Consider the following 16,608-nt stretch of genomic DNA (forward strand, 5'->3'; position numbering starts at 1 on the left):
CTCAGATCACCCCGGCCCGTACGGCGTACGCGACCGCGTGCGGCCGGTTGCGCAGGTTGAGCCGGTTGGTCATGGCGTAGATGACGTTCTTCACGGTCCGCTCCGAGTAGCAGAGCCGGCCCGCGATCTCGGCAGTGTCCCAGCCTTCGGCCATCAGGCGAAGCACATCCACCTCGCGCGGCGTCAACGCGGCGCCGCTGCCTTCCTGCGCCAGCGCCTCGACCTGGTCCCGCAACGACGTCGTGCGCCCCCGTGCGGCGGCGAGCACGTTCTCGGTGAGCCGGTCGAGCGCCGTGCGCGGCAGCACGGCGGAGACGTGGCAGTCGGCGAGCACGCTCAGGTGCGCCGGGTCGACGTGCCCGGCGACCAGCACGATCGCGGCCGGCGACTCGGCGGCCGCGGCCCGCAGCGCGGCGACGACCTCCCGGTCGACCTGGCCGACGGCGAACACCAGCACCGCCGCCTCGCCCCGGCGGGCCCGCGGCACGACCAGCAGCTCCGGGCGCGTCTTCAGGTGGTTGATCAGCCCGGTCAGGGCGATCGGGTCCGACGCCCACGCCGCCACTCGCACCTGCTCCATCGAGCCCTCCTCAGCCATTTTCCGACAACCTCACTCTGCTGATGGCGCCTTCACGAATTCTCTAACCGCGATGGAGCCGTTCTTCACGCCGTGAAGTCGACTACGGTCGTGGGGCACGCCGACGAGTGAAGGGACCGATGAACCGCCGACGTCTTGCCGCCTTCGGGGTGGCGTTCTCCATCGTGGCCGGGTGTCTGCTGGTCGTGGGCCTGCAACCGCGGACCGTGCCCGGGCTGGCGCTGCCCCTGGCCTCCCCCGCTCCTTCTTCCTTCAGCGCGGCTGTTCCGCCCGCGGCGCCCGCGCCGACGTCACGCCTGGCCCGTCCGGGCGACTGCGCGTCGCAGGCCGGCCTCCTCGGCGTCCGCGCCCAGGTCGCGCAGCTGGTCGTCGTCGGGGTCACCGGCGACAACCCCGCCGCCACGGTCTCCCTGGTGCGCGAACACCAGGTCGGCGGCATCTTCGTCGGGGGTAACGCAACAGCGTTGTTGAAAGACCGCGCCCTGGCCGCGGTCCAGGCGGTGGCCAAGGTCCCGGTCGCGGTGTCGGTCGACGAGGAGGGCGGGCGCGTCCAGCGCATCGACGACCTCGACGGCGACATCCCGTCGGCCCGGACGATGGCCGCGACGAAGTCCCCGGCGCAGGTCCGCGCCCTGGCCGCCGACCGCGGCCGCCAGCTGCGCGCCCGCGGCGTGACGGTCGACTTCGCCCCGGACACCGACGTCACCGGCGCCGAGGACGACGACGTGATCGGCGACCGGTCCTTCAGCCCGGACCCGGCGCGCGTGAAGACGTACGCGATGGCGTTCGCGGAGGGCCTGCGCGACGCGGGCATCCAGCCGGTGCTGAAGCACTTCCCCGGCCACGGCCACGGCTCGGGCGACTCCCACAAGGGCACGGTGGTGACGCCCCCGCTCGCGCAGCTGCGCTCGGTCGACCTGGTCCCCTACCGCGACCTCGCCGACTACGGCCCGGTCGCGGTGATGGTCGGCCACCTCGACGTCCCCGACCTGACCGGCGGGGTCCCGGCGTCCCTTTCCCCGCCCGCCTACCAGCTGCTGCGCGGCGAGTTCGGCTTCACCGGGCCGGTGCTCACCGACGACCTCGGCGCGATGAAGGCGATCACGGCGCAGTATTCGCTGCCGGAAGCGGTGCTGAAGGCCTTGCAGGCCGGCGCGGACCAGGCGTTGTGGTCCTCCGGCGGCCGCGTCGACGAGGTGCTGGACCGGCTCGTGAAGGCGGTCCAGTCCGGCGAGCTGCCGGCGGCGCGGGTGCAGGAGTCGGTGACGCGCGTGCTGCGGGGCAAGGGCCTCTGCGCCTGAGTTTTCCCGCTCGATGCGCCGCCGCGAGATCGGTAGTGTCGCCCGATGGGGTTCGGAGAGCGGGCACGCCGGGTGCGGGACGGTCGCTTGGCGCACGGCCGGCGGGTCGCGGCCCTGTGTTCGTGCGTGGGTCTCTACCACCCGATCGGGCACCGGGCGACGCTGAGCTTCCTCGCCGAGCTGGCCGGGCCGTACCAGCGGCACGAGCGGGCTTTGCTGCGCGCGTTGGAGGCGCTGGAGGCCAGCCGTGCGGTGTGGCGCGCGGAGGTCACGGCTTACGTGGCGTCGCGTGTGCACGAGAAGCGGCTCGGCCGGCGGCCGCCGCCACCCGGTGATCCGCCGCGGAGCCGGATGAGCGGGCACTGGTACGCGTCGACGCCGGAGTTGTCGCGACGAGCGGCCGTGCACGCGTTGAAGCTGTGGGACCTCGAGCTGGGCCCGGCACGAGACCTCAGGCCAACCCCGGCACGAGACCTCAGGCCGAGCCCGGCACGAGACGTCGAGCCGGGCCCAGCGGTCGACCTCGGGCCAGGCGGGCAGGGCGCGCCGATCCTGGCAGGCCCGGCCGCCACCGGCCCGGCGCCGGACCGCGAGCTGGGCCCGGCGGTCGACGAGGTCCGCGCCCTCGTCCGCTGCTGCCTCGCCACCGGCGGCCGGCTCCCCGCCGAACAGCTGGCCGCCGTGGCCGGGCCGTGGCCGCCGTCGGCGCGCTGGCCGATGGCCCTCGTGGCGTCCGCCGCGGGTCTCCGAAAATAATTCCGGCGACGGTGTCGGATCGGCGCGAGGGTGTTCGTAGCAGGGGTGAGGCCGCCCGCGGGGGCGGCACCGAGGCCGAGGAGCCCCGATCATGAAGCTGACGACCGTGACCCAGCTGACCGTCGACGGAGTCGTGCAGGGCAACGGCGGCGCGTCCGCCGAGGACCGCCGCAACGGGTTCGACCGCGGCGGCTGGGCCCTCGGCAAGGGCGACGACGAGACCCGGGCGTTCATCGCGCGGACCTACCAGCGCGCGGACGCGTTCCTGTTCGGCCGGCGCACCTACGACCTGTTCGCCGGCTCCTGGGGAACGATCGAGCAACTGCGCACCAGCCCCATCGGCGTGGCACTGGCCGAAACCCCGAAGTACGTCGCCTCGGCCACGCTCACCGACCCGCGGTGGCCGGGCACGACGGTGCTGCCCGGCGACCTCGCGGCGGCCGTCCGCGAGCTGAAGGCCAAGCCGGGTGGCGAGCTGCAGGTGCACGGCAGTGGCACGCTGACCCGGTGGCTGCTGGCGAACGACCTGGTCGACGAGATGATCCTGCTGGTGATCCCGGTCGTCGTCGGCCAGGGCACGCGGCTGTTCCCGGACAGCGGCCCCGATCTCGCGCTCGACCTGGTCGAGTCGCGGGTCGACTCGAAGGGCGTCACGATCCAGGTCTTCCGGCCGGCCGGTCGCCCGCAGTACGCGCCGGCGGTGTGAAGTCCTCATCCCCCGAACCACAGGAGTTGATTTCCCGATGCGCTACCTGGTTTCCGTCATCGACGACAAGGACAACCCCGGCAGCACGGACCGGCAGCCCGCCATCAGCGCGTTCAACGACCGCCTGATCGAGGAGGGCTACTGGGTTTTCGCGGGCGGCCTCGCGGACACCGACGCGGCCACGGTCGTCGACAGCCGCGGCGAGCAGGCGGTGCTCACCGACGGGCCCTTTCTCGAGTCCAAGGAGTACCTCGCCGGGATCTGGGTGTGGGAGGCCCCCGATCTGGACGTCGCGCTCAAGCTCGCCACCGAGGCGTCCCAGGTCTGCGACCGCAAGATCGAGGTCCGGCCGTTCCAGTGAGCGACGTCGAGGAGGCGGTGACCCGGGCCCACCGCGAGGAGTGGGCCCGGGTGGTGGCCGCGCTGACCAGACGCTTCGGTGACCTCGACATCGCCGAGGAGTCGGCGGCCGAGGCGTTCGCGACGGCCGTCGAGCGCTGGCCGTCCGACGGCGTTCCGCCCAACCCCGGCGCGTGGCTGACCACCACCGCCAACCGCAAGGCGATCGACCGCATCCGCCGCGAGAGCAAACGCGACGACAAGCAGAAGGAGGCTCTGATGGTGTACGACGACGACCCACCCGAGCCCCTCGGCGCCATCGACGACGACCGGCTCAGGCTGATCTTCACCTGCTGCCACCCGGCGCTGGCGACGGACGCCCGCCTGGCGCTGACGTTGCGCATGGTCGGCGGCCTGACGGTGCCCGAGATCGCCCGCGCCTTCCTGGTCGCCGAGACCACGATGGGCCAGCGGATCACCCGCGCGAAGGCCAAGATCAAAGCCGCTCGCATTCCGTATCGTGTGCCCTCCGCCGAGGACCTCCCTTCCCGTGTGTCCGGTGTGCTGGCGGTGCTTTTCCTGGTTTTCAACGAGGGCTACCTCGCGACGGGCCCGGACACCGACCCCGTCCGCCAGGACCTGACCGCCGAGGCGATCCGCCTCACCCGCCTGATCCGCGCCCTCCTCCCGTCCGACGGCGAAGTGACGGGCCTGCTGGCCCTGATGCTCCTCACCGAGGCCCGCCGCCCCGCCCGCCTCTCCGCCGGCGGTGAGCTGGTCGCCCTCGACGAGCAGGATCGCGGAGCCTGGGACACGTCCCTGATCGCCGAGGGCCACCAGCTGGTGCGCGAACGCCTCGCCGCCGGGGTGGCGCCGGGCCGCTACCAGATCCTCGCGGCGATCAACGCCGTGCACACGTCCGCCCGCGACATGCGCGACACGGACTGGTCGCAGGTCCTGGCCCTGTACAACCAGCTCGTCCGCATCGACCCGTCACCGATCGTCGCCCTCAACCGGGCCATCGCGGTCGCCGAACTCGACGGCCCGGACGTGGCACTGGCGGCGGTAAACCGTCTTGAGCCGAAGTTGGCCGGCTACCACTCGTTCCACGCCACTCGCGCCGATCTCTTGCGCCGGTTGGGCCGGAGCGCGGAATCGCGGGAGGCGTACGACCGGGCCATCGAGCTGGCGGGGAACACCGCGGAGACGGCGTCGTTGAGCCGTCGCCGCGACCAGCTCGGGTAGCGATCACCTGCTTCCGGGGTTCGTTCGTCATCGGGGGACCAGCAAACTCACCAGCCATCGGGTTGCCGACGAGATGCCCTCTTTGTTGTTCGCCTCCGTATAGATGGACAACGCGTTTTTGTAAGCGGCAATCGCTTCCGCCCGAGTGTGGTCGTGCAGGCAGATGCCGCGGTGAAGCCACGCATCGGCTTCTCGTTTGGCATCTCCGATGCGGCGGAACAGGGCAGTCGCGTCGCTGAAGGCCGCACCGGCCGCGGCTACCTCCCCCGTCCTGTTGTTCAGGGCACCGATGTTCGCCAGCGTCATGGCCTGCCCGAAAAGGTCGTCGTGAGCCCGGGTGAGACTCAGCGCGGTCTGGTGCGCGGCCGCCGCTCCTCGACGATCGCCCGACTCCGCCAGAACGTGCCCGAGGTTGTTCGATGTCATCGCCTCGCCGTGCCAGTCGCCGATGCGGCGGTAAGCGCGAACAGCTTCCCGGTGCGCCGCTGCGGCTCCGGTGTAGTCCCCCTCTTCGGATCTCGCGTGGCCCAACTGGGTCCACCGCAACGCGACCGTCCCCGTCGGTTCTTCCCGGCCCTCCATCGCGATGCTCCGCCGGCAAGCGTCATCGGCTTCCCGGGAGCGGCCGAGGCGCTGGTAGAGGAAGCCGAGGCTCGCCCACGCGGCGGCCTCGGCCGCGACGTTCCGGTTCGCCTGGCCGACCGCGACGGCGGTGTTGCCCGCCCGGACGGCGTCCTCGGACTGGCCCGCGTCCAGCAGCGCGCCCGCCGCACTGGACCAGGCCGTCACCTCGGTCCCCACGTCGCCGATCTCCCGGCACATCTCGGCGGCTTTCTCAAAGGCGAGGACCGCGTTCTCCGGCTGCTCATCAGCTGCCAGTGCGCTACCCAGGTTGATCCACGCGGCCGCCTCTTTCCGAACGTTGCCGGCTCTCCGGTAAGCGTCGACGGCGGTGCGGCAAGCGTGCACCGCCTCGTCGCGCCGCCCCGCCGCGCCGAGCGTGTTTCCCAGGTTGTTCCAGGCCTTCGCGGCATCGTGGGTGCTGCCGTTCTCGGTGTGCAGGTCGATGGCGACCCGGAACAAGTCGATCGCCTCGGCGATCAGTCCGACTTTGTTCAGCGCGATGCCGAGGTTGCTCGCCGCGTCCGCGCGGGCCGCGATCTCGCCGGAAAGGCACGCGCCGGCATAACCGAGTCGGGAGGTCATGAGCAGATCGGTCAGGTAGCCGTGCCTGTTCTGGTACGCGAACAAGTGACTGCACAGAACCATGGCGTAGCGGTGGTTCCCTGCTTCAGCGGTCTTGTGCGCGACCGCGAGCAGCGTGGGGTATTCGGTGACCAGCCAGCGGTCGGCATCTTCGGTGCGGTCGAAACGGTGGTGACCTGGTCTTTTCGCAAGGTCGGCCATGCGAAACACGGCGTCTTGTGTGGTGAAGACGTAGTGGTCGACCAGGCGGGTGTCAGCCGCCTGAAGATCGGACACGCTGAGACCGGCGTCGCAGGTTTCCGCATGGGCACGAACGAGGTCGTGCATCCGCCAGCGCTGGTCGGCATGGGCGAGCAGATGTGCCTGACGCAGCGTGCGGAGCAGTGGCACAGTGCGAGCGTCGGACGAGCCGTTGAGCACGGCGGCGACTTCCGTGGGGCAATCCGGCCCCACGGTCAGGCAGAGCAGCCGCAACAGCCGGGCCGCGGCCCGGTTGCGGCGGAGCAAGCGGTGCCAGGAAAGGTCGAGCACCGCCGCCAACGCTCGCTCACCGTGCGCGAAGCCCACGATCCCGGCCTCGGTCAGTTCGGCGGCCAGCCGGGCGGGTGTCAACGCGGGTTCGTCCACGAGCAGGGCCGCGACGATCCGCAAAGCCAGCGGGAGCCGCCCGCAAGTACGGATCAGTTCCCGCGTCCCGATCGGATCCGCGGACAGCCGCCGCTCGTCCGGAGTCAGATCGCAGATGGCCCTGTCGAGCAAAACGCTCGCGTTCTCGTTCGTCAGCACATCGAGGGAGAAACCGCGAGCCCCGGGAAGGCTCAGGGTTTCGCGGGTCGTGATCACCACCCGGTGAACACCGCCGGCGGGGAGCAACCCCTGGATCTGTTCCGCGCTGGAGACGTTGTCGAGAACCAGCAGGACCGCGTTACCCGACCGGTCCAACTGGTCGAGCACCTGCTGGTAGGCGGCCAGTTGCTCGCCCACGTCCACGGGGATCTCGTGGGGGTCGGCCCCCAGGAGCCGCATCAACGGTCGCAGCATCGCTCGTGCGGGAACGCCGCCGTCAGTTCGGTAACCCTGCATGTCCGCCGAGAAGACGCCACCGGGGAACCAACCGGCTTCGCCCACAGCCCGCGCGCAGTGCAACGCCAACGCCGTCTTGCCCACACCGCCCATCCCGGCGACGTACGAGACCGAAGCCCCGGAACCGGGCTGCAGCTGCGACGACAGGCGCTCGACTTCGTCCTCGCGGCCCACGAAGACCTCGGCGTACTTTCCGACGTCACTTCGCACCGGCAGCACCACGGCCACGGCGGTGCCGGCCGGAGATGCGGCCAGGTTGACAGTTCCGATGGTGCCTGCCTGCACGACCGTTCCGATGTCCCGGCCCGCATCGATGGTGTTGTCGACGTGCGTCTTCGCATCCACCGAGAGATTGTCCCGGATCGGAACCAGGGTGGTTCTTCGCAATGCCATTCCTCCTAGGTCGAGCAGTCTCAGGCCTTCATGACGATCTCCTTTCGCAGGTCGACTCTCCCGGCCACACCACCAACGCTACCGAACAAGCGTACGAAAGATCATCGCTGGATCGGGTGAAACCGACCAATGATTTCCCTTGCCCCACAACGGAAATCGTCGTGAGCAGCCCCCAATTCAATCCTACCGCGCACCACCGACAAAACCGGTCGCGTGAGGACCTCGCCTAGACTCCTCACGAGACGCACTCGAAGCAAAGGAGCGCCATGGCGAACCTGGGCGGCACCTACCCCCTCGGCGGCGAAATCCCGGTCACCCGCATGGGATACGGCGCCATGCAGCTGGCCGGCCCCGGCGTGTGGGGGCCGCCGCGGGATCACGACACCGCCGTCGCCGTGCTGAAGGAAGCCGTCGGGGCCGGGGTCACCCACCTCGACACCAGTGACTACTACGGGCCGCACACCGTGAACGCGGTCATCAAGGAAGCGCTCCACCCGTACCCCGAAAACCTGTGCATCGTCACGAAAGTCGGCGCGAAGCGCAGCGAGGACAAGGCTTGGCCGGCCGCGCTGTCGGCCGATGAGCTCACCCAGGCCGTGCACGACAACCTGCGGAACCTCGGCGTCGACGCGCTCGACGTCGTCAACCTCCGGCTGAGCAACGCCGCCGGGGACTACCCCGTGCCGATGTCGCTCGCCGAACCGTTCGGGGTGCTCGCGGACCTGCGGCGGCAGGGGCTGATCCGGCACCTCGGCGTCAGCCACGTCACCGCCGAGCAGCTCGACGAGGCCAAGGCCATCGCGCCCGTCGTGTGCGTGCAGAACCAGTACAACCTCGCGCACCGCGAGAACGACGACCTCGTCGACAAGTGCGCCGCCGAAGGGATCGCCTTCGTGCCGTACTTCCCGCTCGGCGGGTTCAGCCCGCTGCAGTCCGGGGCGCTCGACGACTGCGCCGCGCGGGTCGGGGCCACGCCGATGCAGGTCGCGCTCGCCTGGCTGCTGCAGCGGTCGCCGTCGATGCTGCTGATCCCGGGGACCTCGTCGCCGGAGCACCTGCGGGAGAACCTCGCCGCCGCCGAGCTCGAACTGCCCGCCGACGTTCTCGCCGATCTCGACCGGATCGGCGCCCCCTGATCGCTACGCTGAGCGCGCACACAGGCACGAGAACGGAGAAAAGCGTGGCGCAGTGGGACGATCTGGTCGCTTACATCAGGGAGTCGTACCGGGTGGTGCGCGACGAGCCCGACGAGATCCGCATCCGCCTGATCTTCGGCGACGATCCCGACACCGAACAGCGCGCCCAGATCGTCGTGATCGCCCGCGAGATCCTCGACCAGCGCGAGGACTGGGTGCAGATCGCGACGCCGTTCGCCCGGCACGACGAGGTCGACCTCCTCGCCGTGCTGACCGAGGTCGGCGAGGCGATCGTGGTGGGCGGGATCGCCGTGATGGGCGACCACCTCGTGCTGCGCCACTCGCTCCCGCTGATCAACCTCGACATCAACGAGTTCACCGACCCCCTCGAGCTCGTCGCCGGCGCGGCGGAGCTGCTGGAGCAGCAGTTCACCGGCCGCGACGACTACTGAGCGGAACCACGGCGGCAGCGGCGGCGGCCACCAGCCCGGCCCCGAGGCCGAGCGGTGCCGCCGCCGTGCCGCTGCCCAGGTAGAGCCCGCCGAGGAGGGCGACGCCGAGGGTGCCGCCCAGCTGCTGCACGGCGTTGAGCAGCCCGGCCGCCGAGCCCGTCTCGTGCGGCCGGACGCGGGCCAGCGCCGCGGTGAAGAACGGCACCGTGAACGTGCCCATCCCGAGCCCGCACAGCGCGAGCGCGACCGGCAGCGGCCACGGGTAGCCACGCACCGAGGCGTCGACGGCGATCGCGGCGAGGATGCCGACCAGCAACAGCGCCAGCCCGCCGAACACCACGCGCGCGCCGACCGAGGTACCAGCTTCGCCCCGGCGAACCACGACGACACGGCGAGCCCGGCCGAGAGCGGCAGCAGCGTGAGGCCCGCGGTGCGGACGTCGGCGCCGAGGCCGAGCTGGAGCTGCATCGGCACGACCTGCATCAGCCCGGTCATCGCCGCGAAGAACAGCAGCGAGCCGACGAGCGCGGCCGGGAACCCGCGGTGGGCGAAGAGGCTCGGCTCGACCAGCGGCGCGGCCGACCGGCGCTGGTGGAACCCGAACCCGACGAGCAACCCGGCACCGGCGACGAGCAGGCGCCAGTCGGTCCCGGCGGGGTCGATCAGCGGGAACACGAGCAGTCCTACGCCGGCGACGACGAGCGAGGTGCCGACCAGGTCGAGCCGCGGGCGAGGGGTGGCTCGGTCTTTGCGCGGCCCCGCCACGTCGGCCGGGTCGAGCTGTGGGCGGGTAGTGGGCTGTTTCTCGCGCAGCCCCGCGCCGGGTGGGTTGAGCCGCGGGCGGGTAGCAGGCTGTTCCTCACGCAGCCGCGTGCCGGCCGGGTCGAGCCGCGGGCGGGTAGCAGGCCGTTCCCCGCGCAGCCCCGTACCGACTGAATCGAGCCCCAGGCGGGCAGCGGGATTTTCCTCGCGTAGCCCCGTACCGGCCGGATCGAACCCCGGGCGGATAGCAGGCCGTTCCTCACGCAGCCCCGTACCGACCGAATCGAGCCCCAGGCGGGTAGCGGGATTTTCCTCGCGTAGCCCCGTACCGGCCGGATCGAACCCCGGGCGGATAGCAGGCCGTTCCCCGCGCAGCCCCGTACTGACCGGGTCGAGCCGCGGGCGGGCGGCCGCCCGATCTTCACCCAGACCTGCGGTGCCGACCTGGTCGAGCCGCGATCCGGCGGCGGGTCGAGCTGCACGTGACTGCGCTCCGGCTGGGTCGAGCGGGTGGGTGGTGGCCCGATCCTCGCGCAGCAGCCGGCGGCCAGGAGCATCGCGAGGCCGAGCGGGACGTTCACCAAGAACACCGCCCGCCACGACGCCGCCTGTGTGAGGAATCCGCCCAGCAGTGGTCCGGTCACCGCCGACAGGCCCATCACCGGGCCAATCGTGCCCAGGGCCTTCGCCAGCTCGTCGCCCTCGAAAAGGGCGCGAATCAAGCCGATCGTCTGCGGGATGACCAGCGCCGCTGCCGCTCCCTGCACTGCCCGTGCGCCGATCAGCACGCTCGCGTCCGGGGCGATCGCGCACGCCAGCGACGCGAGCACGAAGCCCGCCACGCCGATCTTGAACACCTTGGCGCGCCCCAGGACGTCGCCGAGGCGGCCGCCCGTGATCAGGAACGCCGCGAACGGCAGCGTGTACGCCGCGCTGAACCACGGGATGTCGGCGGCCGGGCCCGGGAGCGCCGTGTGGATCGCCGGGCCCGCGACCTGGACGATCGTGGCGTCGAGCAGGATCATCGCCTCGGCGGTCAGCAGCACGGCGAGTGCGGCCCAGCGGTGACGCGTGGTGGTCGGCACGAGGTGTCCCCTTCGTTGGCCGCCACTCTGGATCGAACGCCGCCGTGCTCGACCGCGCGCTGCACGTCGACGGCCGGGCGCCGTTCACGAAGGTTGGTGACGTCCTCGGTGTCTCCACGCAGACCGTCGCGCGGCGCTACCGGCGGCTTCGCGCCGAAGCGGGACTTCGCGTCGTCGGCTTGCCGGATCCGCAACGCGCCGGGCAAGCCGAGTGGATGGTCCGGCTGACCGCGACACCGCACGCCGCGCGGGACCTCGCCCGCGCGCCGCGCCGATACCGCGTGGATCAAGCTCATTTCCGGCGGCACCGAAATCTGCGTGAACGTCCAGACGCCCGCCGCGAGCGACCATTCGCTGCTGCTGCGGGACATCCCGCGCACGGGGAGCGTCACGGCCGTGTCGGCGCACCAGCTCCTGCACCGCTACTTCGATGGCCCGACCGCGTGGCTCGGCCGGGCGAACGCGCTCGACGCGGCGCTGACACCGCCGTCGCCGGGCGAAGGCAAGCCGCTGACCGGTGACGACGCCGCGTGCTGGCCGCGCTCCAGCGCGACGGGCGCGCGAGCCTCGCCGAGCTGGCCACGGCCACCGGCTGGTCGGCGGCGACCGTGGCCCGGCGGCTGGCCGATCTCCAGGCCGGCGGCACCGTGTTCTTCGACCTCGAGTTCGACCCCGCCCTGCTGGGCGCGACGACGCAGGCGCTGCTCTGGATGGGCGTCGCGCCGGCGCACCTCGACCACGTCGCGAAGACGCTGGCGACGCACCCGGAACTCGCCCTCGTCGCCGCGACGACCGGCCCGGCCAACCTGGTCGCGCTCGCCCTCTGCCCGGACGCGGCCGCGTTGCACCACTACCTGACCCACCGGCTGGGTGCGCTCGACGCGATCCGGACGCTGGAGACCGCGCCCGTGCTGCGGACGATCAAGGCCGCCGCGTCCCGCTGAAGTTCACTCCGGTTTCCGCGCCAGCACCCTCCCCTGCGGCACCCGCGCCGCCGGATCGCGCAGCACCTGCGTGACGACCTCGAACCCGGCGTCGGTCACCAGCCCGCAGACCCGCTCCACCGGCAGCCAGTAGATGTCGAGCGAAAACCCGTCGTGGCCGTAGCCGTCGCTGCGGTGGTGCCGCCGGTCGCCGACGTGGAAGCCCAGCTGCAGGTAGCCGCCCGGGCGCAGCACCCGGAACAGCTCGGCGCACACCGCAGGCAGCCGCCACGGCGGGGTGTGGATGATCGAATACCACGCCACCGCGCCGGCGAGACCGCCGTCCGGCAGGTCCAGCGCGAGCAGCGATCCCTCGAAAAACCGCAGGTCAGGATGTTCACGACGGGCGACGGCGAGCATCTCCGGCGACAAGTCGACACCGACGACGTCCAGGCCGGCTTCGGCCAGGAACGCCGTCACGCGACCCGTGCCGCAGCCGAGATCGGCGACCGGGCCGTCGCGGACGAGGTCGGCGAACGCCGTGAACAGCGCGCGGTCCTGGACGTCTTCGGCGAGCGGGGGCACGAAGCTGTCGTAGCTCTCGGCCACGATCGCGTACGTGGCCCGGGTGGGGTCGAGGAACTGGTCGTCGGTCACGCCGCGGACCGTACCGGCGGGCACCGACAGTTTCCGGCGACCGTCCTAAGTGGACTTCACCTCGGCGAGGTGGTCGAGCATGCTGCGGACGGCCTCGAACTCGCGGACCTCCTGGCGGCAGTCCTGGCACGCCGCCAGGTGCCGCTCCACGCGCGCCGCCTCGGCGGTCTCGAGCAACCCCAGGCTGTAGGCCCCGAGGTCGGTCCGGTCGTACCGGCCCATCGATCGCGTCTCCGTTTCCGCGTCCCGCGAAGGAACACCCGCACTACCGGACGTCTCCAGGGTCCTGGCCGGGACGCGCCATCGGCGAGGTTCCCTCGTTTTCCACCCGATCGGCGGACAACTACCGGCGGCAGACGGTCCGTGTGAGTGACAAAAGCGGTCACGGTACCCACCGGTCACGACACGGAAAGCATTTGTGCGCGGAACTTCGGCGATTCCGCGTCATGGGTCCCCGGCTGCGTCGTCCGACCTGCGTCGGACCGGGATTTTCCGGCTTCGACCTGGAGAAGCAGGGCGATCCGAAACGAGGAGAGCGATGACCGTACGGAGCCACCGGGCGGACGACGTCGTGGACGAGGTCGGGGTGTGGCTGGCCGGGGAGTTCGCGGGGCGGCTCCCCGCCTCGGAGATCGACCGCGTCGTCAAGGTGACGCGGGTCGACCTCGAAGGGAGCATCGCGCCGGAGGAGCTCGGGGAGATGCTCCACCGGCTGGGCCGCGCCCGGCTGCAGCGCATCCTGCAGTTCGCGCCGGCCGCACGGGTGCGGATCCCGCAAGCGCGGTGACGAGGGACGGCCGGGCACCGTCCCGGCCACTCCCGCGCTCGAACCCACGCACGGCCACGACCTCGAAACCGCGTGATCCCGCGGTGAAGTACCGCCTCGCCGACCGGATCCAGGGCCGCGTCCCGGCGGACGTTCGCGCAGACCCGTTGCCCGGATCGCCGGGTTTCTTGACTGGACTAGACCAATCTGCTCTAGTGACCGGTGTCACCCTCGTCTCGGCCGGATGAGCACAACCCCCTCCGACACCGGGCGCCCCCGCGCCCGGACTCCGTCGTGGCCGAAGGAGTGAGCCAGTCTTGAGAAGACGTCTTGTCGCGGTCCTGTCAGCATTCGCCGCCGCCGCCGCACTCGTGCTCGGCGTGCCCGCCGCCACCGGCCAGGCCCCGCGGGCCGCGGCCGCCGCCTGCAGCGGGCCCAACTGGGTCGCGGGCCAGTGGTACGACGTGGGCGCGGTCGTCAAGTACACCAACGGCAGCTACTACCGCGCCAAGAACGCGAATCCGGGCTACGACCCGATCATCAGCACCTGGTACTGGGAGCCCTACAGCTGTGACGGTGGGGGCGGCACGACCTGCACCGCGCCCAACTGGGTCGCCGGCCAGTGGTACGACGTCGGCGCGGTCGTCAAGTACACCAACGGCGGCTACTACCGCGCCAAGAACGCCAACCCGGGCTACGACCCCGTCATCAGCACCTGGTACTGGGAACCGTACGACTGCGGCGGCGGCACGAACCCGGGCAACCCCGGCTCGTTCGTCGTCAGCGAGGCCCAGTTCAACCAGATCTTCCCCGGCCGCAACAGCTTCTACAGCTACAGCGGCCTGACCGCGGCCCTGTCGGCCTACCCCGGCTTCGCGAACACGGGCAGCGACACCGTGAAGAAGCAGGAAGCGGCGGCGTTCCTCGCGAACGTCAACCACGAGACCGGCGGCCTCGTCTACATCGTCGAGCAGAACACGGCCAACTACCCGCACTACTGTGACTACAGCCAGTCCTACGGCTGCCCCGCGGGCCAGGCGGCGTACTACGGGCGCGGCCCGATCCAGCTGAGCTGGAACTTCAACTACAAGGCCGCGGGTGACGCGCTCGGCATCGACCTGCTCGGCAACCCCTGGCAGGTCGAGCAGAACTCGGCCGTCGCGTGGAAGACCGGGCTCTGGTACTGGAACACCCAGAGCGGCCCCGGCACGATGACCCCGCACAACGCGATGGTCAACGGCCGCGGCTTCGGCGAAACGATCCGCAGCATCAACGGCTCGATCGAGTGCAACGGCGGCAACCCCGCCCAGGTCGAGAGCCGGGTCTCGAAGTACCGCCAGATCGCTTCGGTCCTCGGCGTCGACCCCGGCGCGAACCTCTACTGCTGATCCGGGACGCGGACGGCTCGCTCGCTCAGCGGGCGAGCCGTTCGCCGATCAGCCGGATGACCGCCGCGGCGTGGTCGTTGAGGTAGAAGTGCCCGCCCGGGTACGAGTGCAGCTCGAACCCGCCGGACGTGCGCTCCGCCCACTGCCGCGCCTCGGCCTCGGTGACCTTCGGGTCGCGGTCGCCGATCAGGGCGACGACCGGGCAGCCCACGTCCGGGCCCGGGCGGTAGCGGTAGAGCTCCGCGGCCTTGTAGTCGCTGCGCAGCGCGGGCAGCACCATGCGGAGGATCTCGTCGTCCTCCAGCACCCGCGAATCGGTGCCGCTGAGCCGTTTGACCTCGGCCAGCAGTTCGTCGTCGGCCTTCTCGTGCACCCGCTCGTCGCGGAACGCCGAAGGCGCGCGCCGCCCGGAGACGAACAGCGCGAGCAGCCGCGTGCCGCGCTCCTCGAGCCGCCGCGCCACCTCGAACGCCAGGCTCGCGCCCATGCTGTGGCCGAAGAACGCGACCGGCCCGGTGAGCTCCGGCGCGAGCACGTCCACCAGCTGGTCGGCGAGCACGAACAGGTCGTCCACCGGCGGTTCGGCGTAGCGGTCCTGGCGGCCGGGGTACTGCACGGCCAGCACCTCCACCGACGGCGCCAGCGCGGCCGACACGGGGTGGAAGTAGCTCGCCGAGCCCCCGGCGTGCGGGAAGCACACCAGCCGCGCCGGCGCGGTCGGCGCCGGGTGGAAGCGCCGGATCCACTCCGCGGCCTCGAGGGAAATGCTCATGCTCGCCAATCTGGCAGGCGCCCCGCCCCGCGTCGACCCCTAACGGGCGGATTCTGGGGTCGGCGGGCCCCGGTGTGCGGACCGGGACCCGCCGGTTCTTCCCTCCCTCCTCAGGAGCGCCTCGGCGGGGACGTCACCCGGCCCGCCACAGGGCGGGGACGTTCGGGGGTTCCCAGCCCGGCTGGGCCGTGTGCCCCTGCAGGCACACGTATCCCCCGCCGCCGTAGGTGACCCGGGCACCCGCCGCGTAGGTGGTGCCCACCGCCCAGGAGGTGCCCCCGGGCGGCGTGGAGGTGGTCGGCCCGCTCGTCGGCGTCGTCGTGGACGTCGGCCGGGTCGGGGTGCCGGTCTGCGGCACGTTCAGCACGAAGTCGAACGCGGCCTCCTTCGCGGAGCCGTTGTCGCGCACGGTCATCAGCAGCCGCGCGTCGAAGATCGTGTCGGTGTTGTTGCGCGGCTCGTTGGGGAAGTAGAGCTGCGTGGTCAGGATCGGCCGGCCGGGGGCCTGCACCTTGACGTGGATGTGCCGCGTCCGGCCCGGGTAGAGGCCGGGCACGATCGTGGAGAGCGTGAACGCGCCCTGGGCGTTGGTGTACTGGTGGCCGCGGAACGTGTAGCCGGTGTTGTCGTAGGCGCCGTTGACGTCGGCCTGCCAGAAGTCCAGCAGCGCGCGGTTCACCGGCTGGCACGCGAGGCCGAAGACGTACCCGGTGACGGTGAGCCGGGTGCCCTGGGTGCCGGGCGTGACGAGGTTGGTCCGCTCGGGTGAGTTCGGCTTGAAGTAGGGGCCTTCGGTCTGCTCGATCGTCGGCTCGTCGCCGTCGTGGCACTCGGGGGTCAGCGCCGGGACGGTGCCGGTGGCGACGGTGGTGCGGGCGAGCGCGGGGCCGCCGATCAGCGCGACCGGCGCGGCGACACCCGCCGCGAGCGCGGCCTTGAGCACCGTCTTGCGGCTGAGCTTGTTCTCTTCGTCCATGCCTTGCTCCTCGTGGGGGCGTCGGGGGATCCCCTCGAACGTAGGCAGCGCACCGGGCGGGCGA

17 protein-coding genes and 1 pseudogene are annotated in these 16,608 nt (G+C 71.5%); 10 read left to right on the forward strand and 8 right to left on the reverse strand.

All coding sequences use genetic code 11. From position 1 onward, the window contains the following. Nucleotide 1: 1 nt before the first annotated feature. Entirely contained in the window at nucleotides 2-580 is a 579-nt protein-coding gene (locus ACLJQM_RS45840; RefSeq protein WP_360782319.1) for a helix-turn-helix transcriptional regulator, read from the reverse strand. A 137-nt stretch (nucleotides 581-717) separates the two neighbouring features. Here ACLJQM_RS45840 and ACLJQM_RS45845 point away from each other — a divergent pair, with 137 nt between their 5' ends. The 5 genes from ACLJQM_RS45845 to ACLJQM_RS45865 all read left to right on the forward strand — a co-directional run bounded on the left by ACLJQM_RS45845 (nucleotide 718) and on the right by ACLJQM_RS45865 (nucleotide 4,945). After that, complete coding sequence (locus ACLJQM_RS45845; RefSeq protein ID WP_410636382.1) at nucleotides 718-1,899, forward strand: glycoside hydrolase family 3 N-terminal domain-containing protein; 1,182 nt, start codon at nucleotides 718-720, stop codon at nucleotides 1,897-1,899. Nucleotides 1,900-1,944: 45 nt separating this feature from the next. Next, nucleotides 1,945-2,655, forward strand: a complete 711-nt coding sequence (locus ACLJQM_RS45850) for a hypothetical protein (protein WP_410636383.1) — start codon at nucleotides 1,945-1,947, stop codon at nucleotides 2,653-2,655. 91 nt (nucleotides 2,656-2,746) lie between these two features. Beyond that, nucleotides 2,747-3,361: a dihydrofolate reductase family protein gene (locus ACLJQM_RS45855; RefSeq protein WP_410636384.1), complete on the forward strand. Its 615-nt coding sequence runs from the start codon at nucleotides 2,747-2,749 to the stop codon at nucleotides 3,359-3,361. A gap of 37 nt (nucleotides 3,362-3,398) precedes the next feature. Then, on the forward strand, nucleotides 3,399-3,722 hold the full coding sequence (locus ACLJQM_RS45860; RefSeq protein WP_360782313.1) for a YciI family protein: 324 nt from the start codon (nucleotides 3,399-3,401) through the stop codon (nucleotides 3,720-3,722). Next, the gene (locus ACLJQM_RS45865; protein WP_410636385.1) at nucleotides 3,719-4,945 is read left to right on the forward strand and encodes an RNA polymerase sigma factor; all 1,227 of its coding nucleotides are present in this window, start codon (nucleotides 3,719-3,721) and stop codon (nucleotides 4,943-4,945) included. The genes ACLJQM_RS45860 and ACLJQM_RS45865 overlap by 4 nt, the downstream gene beginning before the upstream one ends. Nucleotides 4,946-4,972: 27 nt before the next feature. Here the strand turns inward: ACLJQM_RS45865 and ACLJQM_RS45870 are convergent, their stop codons facing one another. Then, nucleotides 4,973-7,579 carry a tetratricopeptide repeat protein gene (locus tag ACLJQM_RS45870; RefSeq protein WP_410636386.1) on the reverse strand — a complete coding sequence of 869 codons (2,607 nt, stop codon included), beginning with the start codon at nucleotides 7,577-7,579 and terminating at the stop codon, nucleotides 4,973-4,975. 314 nt (nucleotides 7,580-7,893) lie between these two features. Here ACLJQM_RS45870 and ACLJQM_RS45875 point away from each other — a divergent pair, with 314 nt between their 5' ends. Then, nucleotides 7,894-8,763, forward strand: a complete 870-nt coding sequence (locus ACLJQM_RS45875) for an oxidoreductase (protein WP_247018577.1) — start codon at nucleotides 7,894-7,896, stop codon at nucleotides 8,761-8,763. Nucleotides 8,764-8,807: 44 nt separating this feature from the next. Further along, nucleotides 8,808-9,215, forward strand: a complete 408-nt coding sequence (locus ACLJQM_RS45880) for a hypothetical protein (protein WP_247018575.1) — start codon at nucleotides 8,808-8,810, stop codon at nucleotides 9,213-9,215. Here the strand turns inward: ACLJQM_RS45880 and ACLJQM_RS45885 are convergent. After that, nucleotides 9,193-9,597 (reverse strand): hypothetical protein, encoded by a 405-nt coding sequence (locus ACLJQM_RS45885; protein WP_410636387.1) that lies wholly within the window; start codon nucleotides 9,595-9,597, stop codon nucleotides 9,193-9,195. The genes ACLJQM_RS45880 and ACLJQM_RS45885 overlap by 23 nt on opposite strands. Nucleotides 9,598-9,898: 301 nt before the next feature. Then, nucleotides 9,899-11,023: an MFS transporter gene (locus ACLJQM_RS45890; RefSeq protein WP_410636388.1), complete on the reverse strand. Its 1,125-nt coding sequence runs from the start codon at nucleotides 11,021-11,023 to the stop codon at nucleotides 9,899-9,901. A gap of 83 nt (nucleotides 11,024-11,106) precedes the next feature. Between ACLJQM_RS45890 and ACLJQM_RS45895 the strand changes: the two are divergent. Further along, nucleotides 11,107-12,006, forward strand: a pseudogene (locus ACLJQM_RS45895) (Lrp/AsnC family transcriptional regulator). Between the two features lie 3 nt (nucleotides 12,007-12,009). On the opposite strand, the gene ACLJQM_RS45900 reads toward ACLJQM_RS45895, so the two are convergent. Continuing rightward, nucleotides 12,010-12,642, reverse strand: a complete 633-nt coding sequence (locus ACLJQM_RS45900) for a class I SAM-dependent DNA methyltransferase (protein WP_410636389.1) — start codon at nucleotides 12,640-12,642, stop codon at nucleotides 12,010-12,012. Nucleotides 12,643-12,687: 45 nt separating this feature from the next. Further along, entirely contained in the window at nucleotides 12,688-12,864 is a 177-nt protein-coding gene (locus ACLJQM_RS45905) for a zf-HC2 domain-containing protein (protein ID WP_247018569.1), read from the reverse strand. Nucleotides 12,865-13,180: 316 nt separating this feature from the next. Between ACLJQM_RS45905 and ACLJQM_RS45910 the strand changes: the two genes are divergently transcribed. Together ACLJQM_RS45910 and ACLJQM_RS45915 are read left to right on the forward strand one after the other, a co-directional pair. Further along, a complete protein-coding gene (locus ACLJQM_RS45910; RefSeq protein WP_247018567.1) occupies nucleotides 13,181-13,429 on the forward strand; it encodes a hypothetical protein in 249 nt (82 codons plus the stop codon). 350 nt (nucleotides 13,430-13,779) lie between these two features. Further along, the gene (locus ACLJQM_RS45915; RefSeq protein ID WP_410636447.1) at nucleotides 13,780-14,796 is read left to right on the forward strand and encodes a chitinase; all 1,017 of its coding nucleotides are present in this window, start codon (nucleotides 13,780-13,782) and stop codon (nucleotides 14,794-14,796) included. A gap of 25 nt (nucleotides 14,797-14,821) precedes the next feature. Here the strand turns inward: ACLJQM_RS45915 and ACLJQM_RS45920 are convergent, their stop codons facing one another. Both ACLJQM_RS45920 and ACLJQM_RS45925 read right to left on the reverse strand, forming a co-directional pair. Further along, nucleotides 14,822-15,568: a thioesterase II family protein gene (locus tag ACLJQM_RS45920; RefSeq protein ID WP_247018565.1), complete on the reverse strand. Its 747-nt coding sequence runs from the start codon at nucleotides 15,566-15,568 to the stop codon at nucleotides 14,822-14,824. Between the two features lie 133 nt (nucleotides 15,569-15,701). Beyond that, nucleotides 15,702-16,544, reverse strand: coding sequence for a carbohydrate-binding protein (locus tag ACLJQM_RS45925; protein ID WP_410636390.1), 843 nt, complete (start codon nucleotides 16,542-16,544; stop codon nucleotides 15,702-15,704). Between the last annotated feature and the right edge of the window lie 64 nt (nucleotides 16,545-16,608).

It is taken from the genome of Amycolatopsis sp. cmx-4-83 (assembly GCF_046548815.1).
GTDB lineage: Bacteria > Actinomycetota > Actinomycetes > Mycobacteriales > Pseudonocardiaceae > Amycolatopsis > Amycolatopsis pretoriensis_A.

Coding starts and splice junctions, on each gene's coding strand:
- ACLJQM_RS45840 (WP_360782319.1), bottom strand. CDS start 580: ATGGAGCAGGTGCGAGTGGCGGCGTGGGCGTCGGACCCGATCGCCCTG.
- ACLJQM_RS45845 (WP_410636382.1), top strand. CDS start 718: ATGAACCGCCGACGTCTTGCCGCCTTCGGGGTGGCGTTCTCCATCGTG.
- ACLJQM_RS45850 (WP_410636383.1), top strand. CDS start 1,945: ATGGGGTTCGGAGAGCGGGCACGCCGGGTGCGGGACGGTCGCTTGGCG.
- ACLJQM_RS45855 (WP_410636384.1), top strand. CDS start 2,747: ATGAAGCTGACGACCGTGACCCAGCTGACCGTCGACGGAGTCGTGCAG.
- ACLJQM_RS45860 (WP_360782313.1), top strand. CDS start 3,399: ATGCGCTACCTGGTTTCCGTCATCGACGACAAGGACAACCCCGGCAGC.
- ACLJQM_RS45875 (WP_247018577.1), top strand. CDS start 7,894: ATGGCGAACCTGGGCGGCACCTACCCCCTCGGCGGCGAAATCCCGGTC.
- ACLJQM_RS45905 (WP_247018569.1), bottom strand. CDS start 12,864: ATGGGCCGGTACGACCGGACCGACCTCGGGGCCTACAGCCTGGGGTTG.
- ACLJQM_RS45910 (WP_247018567.1), top strand. CDS start 13,181: ATGACCGTACGGAGCCACCGGGCGGACGACGTCGTGGACGAGGTCGGG.
- ACLJQM_RS45920 (WP_247018565.1), bottom strand. CDS start 15,568: ATGAGCATTTCCCTCGAGGCCGCGGAGTGGATCCGGCGCTTCCACCCG.
- ACLJQM_RS45925 (WP_410636390.1), bottom strand. CDS start 16,544: ATGGACGAAGAGAACAAGCTCAGCCGCAAGACGGTGCTCAAGGCCGCG.